The 343-nt window shown below is 34.1% G+C and carries 1 protein-coding gene; it reads left to right on the top strand.

The features are described from left to right. Positions 1-9: 9 nt before the first annotated feature. A complete protein-coding gene (locus tag RRG12_RS41010) occupies positions 10-150 on the top strand; it encodes a hypothetical protein (protein ID WP_420763152.1) in 141 nt (46 codons plus the stop codon). Positions 151-343 lie beyond the last annotated feature (193 nt).

Below are 343 nucleotides of genomic sequence, written 5' to 3'. Positions count from 1 at the left end.
TACTACAACCTGGGTTTAGCTCACTCTAATTTAGGAGATAAGCAAGCAGCAATTAAATATTTTCGTAAATCTGCTGATTTGTATAAGCAACAAGGAAAAGAAAGTGACTATGAATATGCTCTAAAACGCATTACACAACTTGAGAAATAATTAGATTACCAACTGGTTCAAAAGTCAGCAATATTATTTGCAAAAGAGAAAAATTATAGTAATCAGGGTTAATCAAGATGACCACTGTAGAAATTGACCAGTTACGGGAACAAGACGCTATCAAGAATTGTTAGCTAAACTCAAATAAAAGGGGGCGTTGCATATTTGCGGAATGATTTTGCTAGTTTTGTGG

It is taken from the genome of Nostoc sp. CALU 546, from assembly GCF_048836525.1.
Note: the sequence above shows the minus strand (reverse complement) of the source record. Positions and strands in the feature narration are given on the sequence as shown.